Annotated in this window: 5 protein-coding genes; 3 read left to right on the forward strand and 2 right to left on the reverse strand. The window is 73.8% G+C overall.

The genetic code is table 11. The annotated features are described in order from the left end of the window. Positions 1-131 precede the first annotated feature (131 nt). On the reverse strand, positions 132-1,382 hold the full coding sequence (locus ACFUVW_RS07840; RefSeq protein WP_430570768.1) for a benzoate/H(+) symporter BenE family transporter: 1,251 nt from the start codon (positions 1,380-1,382) through the stop codon (positions 132-134). A 37-nt stretch (positions 1,383-1,419) separates the two neighbouring features. Here ACFUVW_RS07840 and ACFUVW_RS07845 point away from each other — a divergent pair, with 37 nt between their 5' ends. Beyond that, positions 1,420-1,956: a helix-turn-helix domain-containing protein gene (locus ACFUVW_RS07845; protein WP_430570769.1), complete on the forward strand. Its 537-nt coding sequence runs from the start codon at positions 1,420-1,422 to the stop codon at positions 1,954-1,956. A gap of 123 nt (positions 1,957-2,079) precedes the next feature. Continuing rightward, positions 2,080-2,427: a hypothetical protein gene (locus ACFUVW_RS07850; RefSeq protein WP_430570770.1), complete on the forward strand. Its 348-nt coding sequence runs from the start codon at positions 2,080-2,082 to the stop codon at positions 2,425-2,427. Positions 2,428-2,549: 122 nt separating this feature from the next. Here the strand turns inward: ACFUVW_RS07850 and ACFUVW_RS07855 are convergent, their stop codons facing one another. Further along, a complete protein-coding gene (locus ACFUVW_RS07855; RefSeq protein WP_430570771.1) occupies positions 2,550-3,476 on the reverse strand; it encodes an oxidoreductase in 927 nt (308 codons plus the stop codon). A gap of 63 nt (positions 3,477-3,539) precedes the next feature. Between ACFUVW_RS07855 and ACFUVW_RS07860 the strand changes: the two genes are divergently transcribed. Continuing rightward, on the forward strand, positions 3,540-4,121 hold the full coding sequence (locus ACFUVW_RS07860) for a TetR/AcrR family transcriptional regulator (RefSeq protein WP_430570772.1): 582 nt from the start codon (positions 3,540-3,542) through the stop codon (positions 4,119-4,121). The last annotated feature ends 47 nt before the right edge of the window (positions 4,122-4,168 follow it).

Genomic DNA, 4,168 nt, shown 5'->3' on the forward strand with positions numbered 1-4,168 from the left:
GTCGGTCACCGGCTGCGGCGGCTTGGTGGCCGCGACGAAGTCGATGACGAACGACGTCGACGTGTGCCACAGCGACGCGAAGTCCGCCGGCACCCCGCCCTCCAGCTCGGTGGGGACGTCGATCTTGAACTTCACCTCGTTGCTCGCCATGGCCACCACTGTCGTCCTCCGGCGGCCGCGTCGCCAGCACCCCGGGCGCGGCGCGGCGGCCCCGCGGCCAGCAGCGCCCAGACCGCCAGGCCCACGACGAGAGCCCAGAAGGCGGATCCGACACCGAGCACGACGACGGGGCTCGCCGCCGTGAGGAAGGTGGCCGTCGCGGCGACCCGGTGGGACTCGTCGCGGACGGCGGCGGCGAGCGCGGCGCCGAGGGTGGTGAGCAGCGCGAGGCCTGCGACCGCCTCGAACACCCCCGCCGGCGCCGCGGCGACGAGCGCCGTGACGAGCGGCGACAGGGCGGCGAGCACCAGATAGGCCCACCCGGCGCTCTGCGTCGCGACCCAGCGGCGCCGGGGGTCGGGGTGCGCCTCGGCCGACGCCGGGAGCGCCGCGGTGATCGCGGCGAGGTTGACGGCGTGGCCGCCGGCGAACGCCCCCACCATCGTCCCGGTGCCCGTGACCAGCAGCGTCTCCCGCCAGGGCACCGCGTACCCGAAGGAGGCGAGGACGCTGACCCCCGGCACGTTCTGCGAGGCCATCGTGACGACGTACAGCGGCAGGGCGATCCCCACGACGGCGGCGGGCGTGAGGTCGGGCGCCGTCAGCACGACGGCGGGCGGGCGCAGGCCCAGCGTCCCGTCCCCGGTGGCGACGACCGCCAGGACGAGGACGACGGCGAGCCCGAAGGCCGCCGGTGTGGCCCACCGCGGTGCGAGCCGCGCGAGGAGGAGCCACAGGGCGATCACCGGGCCGACGAGCAGCGGGGCGGTCGTGACCGCGACGAGCGGCTGCAGGCACAGCGAGAGCAGCACCCCGGCGAGCATGGCCTGGGCCACGGGCACGGGGATGGCCGCCACGAGCCGGCCGAGCGCGGGCCACGCCGCGGTGAGCCCGATCAGGGCTCCGCACACGACGAACGCCCCGACGGCGGCGGACCATCCGCCGGCGACCCCGCCCGCGCTCGCGAGGACTGCCGCGCCGGGCGTGGACCACGCCAGGGTCAGGGGTGCGTGGTGGCGGCGGCTGAGCCAGATCATCCCGAGGCCCTGGACCACGCACAGCACGAGCAGGCCGGACGCCGCCTCCTCCGGGGTGGCCCCCACCGTCGTCAGGCCCGCGACCACGACCGCGAACGAGCTGGTGAAGCCGACCAGGGCGGCGACGATCCCGACACCGACCGGCTGCGCGAGCGAGCGTTCCACGAACGGAACGGTACGCCTCATCCCCGTCGTTCCGCAAACAGAACGCTAGGATGACTCCGTGCGATCCGCCGAGCTCTCCGCGCTCATCGGCGAGCGCCTCACCTCCGCCCGCGCCGTCCGAGGCCTCTCCCTCGGCGCCCTGGCCCGCGCCGCCGGCATCGGCAAGGGCTCGCTGTCGGAGATCGAGGGCGGCTCGCGCAACCCGAACCTCTCGACGCTCTATGCCCTCGCCGGCGCCCTCGACGTCCCGATCTCATGGCTGCTCGCCGAGCAGGCGGGAGCCGAGGTGTCCTCACCCGGCATCCACACCCGACTGCTGGCCGCCACGCAGGCGGACGACGTCACCGTGGAGGTCTTCGCCCTCCGCCTCGATCCCGGACCTCCGCACCGCTCGGAGCCGCACGGCGCCCACGTGACCGAGCACCTGCTGGTCACCCGCGGCCGGGCCGAGGTCGGCCCGCTCGACGCCCCCGCCGAGCTCGCCGTCGGCGAGGCGTTGCAGTGGCGCGCCGACTCCCGGCACGGGTACCGCGCCCTGGACGACGCGCCCGCGGAGGCCGTGCTCACCATGTGGTGGCGCCGCGACGACGACTAGTCGTCCAGATCGGTCGGTCGTACGGATAGATGACGCGCCCCGCGTATCAGACGGCCGTCGCGCGCGTCGTTCCCAGCAGGGGCCGGTGCGCCGCCGGCCCGTCGCACCACGAGGAGCACTCCGATGTCCGCGATCGACGCGTCCGCCACCGCCGCGGCGCCGGCTGCCCCGGCGTCGCACGCGCCCGCCCCGGCGCACGACCCGGTGGTACCGGTCGCGCCGGAGGCGCCCGTCGTCGTGGGTCCTACCGGCCACGCCATGGTGTCGCCCCGGCTGCGCACGTACGCCTACGTCGTCGCGCTCGTCGTCGGCGCGCTCGCCACCGCCGCGTCCACCATCACCGCCGCGGTGGCTCCTGGGTCCGCACAGACCGTGACCGCCGTCGGCGGGGCCGTCGCCGGGCTGTTCGCCACCATCTCGGGCGGGCTCGGCACCGCCTACCGGCCGACGTCGTCGCGAGGCACGACCTGACCGCACCAGGCACCTGGTCGACGCCACGTACCGCACCGTGGCCATCACCTCACCGTCGACCGTGCCCCCCGATGACGCACGCAACCCGGTAGGCCCGTCGGTCGCGGGGGCTCGACCGGCGGTCAGGCCCCCGAGGCGTCGGCCGCCTGATCTGAGATCGTGCCGGCGCCGAGGGGAAAGTGGGTCCCGGTCAGCCCCTCGGAGACCGCCCAGAGCCGTCGCGCGGTCTCCCGGTCCTTCGCTCCGGCGGACGCCTCGACCACACCGGCGGGACCGCGGACGCCACCGAGGCGGCTCGGGCCGACGAAGCTGCCGCCGGGGACGTCACCGACGGCTGCCAGCAGGGTGGGGAGCGCGCCCGCCTCCGGGCCATGGGCGAGCAGCGACGCGCTCTTCGCCGCGACGGCATCGAGGATCCTGTGGCCGCTCGCGATCCGGAACCCCGTGGACGCCCAGCCAGGATGCGCGGCGGTCGCCATGACCGGCGAACCGGCAGCCACGAGCCGCCGCTGCAGCTCGGCGGTGAACAGCAGGTTCGCCAGCTTCGACTGGCCATAGGCACCGAACGGCTCGTAGGCCCGCTGCGCCCACTGCAGGTCAGCGAAGTCGATGTGAGCCGAGCGGTGGGCCGCAGACGACACGGTGACCACGCGGCTCGTGATCCGGTCCAGGAGGAGGTTGGTCAGGGCGAAGTGCCCGAGATGGTTGATGCCGAGCTGGAGCTCGAAGCCGTCCGCGGTGTGCTGCAGCGAGTCGGTCATCGTGCCGGCGTTGTTGACGAGGACGTCCACCATGCCGTGGAGCCCGACGACGAAGGCCCGGATCGAGGCCAGCGACGAGAGGTCCAGCTCCCGAACCTCGACCGTTCCGTCCATCGTGTCCGCGGCCGCGCGCCCCTTCTCCTGATCCCGGACAGCGAGCACCACCCGGGCCCCTCGGGCGGCCATGGCAGCCGCCGTGGCACGGCCGATGCCGCTGTTGGCGCCGGTGACCACGATGGTGCGACCGGTCTGATCGGGGAGCTGTGACGGTGAGGCGAGGGTGAGCATGGACCTCAATGTAACCACTGGAAACAATGTAGTCAACGGATAGATCATTGATAGGCTGCACCCATGTCCGCTGCTCGCCCCTACCACCACGGCAACCTGCGCAGGGCCGTGCTCGATCAGGCCGCGGCCGTCGTGCACGACAGGGGCGCCTCCGAGCTGTCGCTACGCGAGATCGCTGCCACCATCGGCGTGACGCATGCCGCGCCGCGCCGTTACTTCCCGGGACGACAGGACCTGCTCGAAGCACTGGCCGTCGAAGGCTTCGCCCGACTCGGCGTGCGGTTGCGCGAGGCCATTGCGGCGTCGCCCGACTACACCGAGCAGCTGCGCTCGGTGGCCCGCTCCTACGTCGAGTTCACGACCACGGAAGCCAACCTGGTCGAGGTGATGTTCGCCCACAAGCACGGCGCGGAGGGGCACTCCGTGGCCGACAGCGCCACAGCGGCCTTCTCGCCGATCGTGCAGGTGTTCCGCCTGGGTCAGGCCCAGAGCCGGCTCCCGCATCACGACCCCGAGCGGATCGCGGTGGTCTTCCTTGCGACGCTCCAGGGCCTCGCAGGCCTCGTCAACTGCGGCGTCGTGCCGGCAGGACACGTCGACGACGTCGTTGCCGACGCGGTGGCACAGTTCCCGGACGGACCATGACCGGAGGGCGACGACGGTGCCCCACGACGAAGGCCCGGAACCGCGAG

It is taken from the genome of Isoptericola sp. NPDC057391 (assembly GCF_042668085.1).
Classification (GTDB): domain Bacteria; phylum Actinomycetota; class Actinomycetes; order Actinomycetales; family Cellulomonadaceae; genus Isoptericola.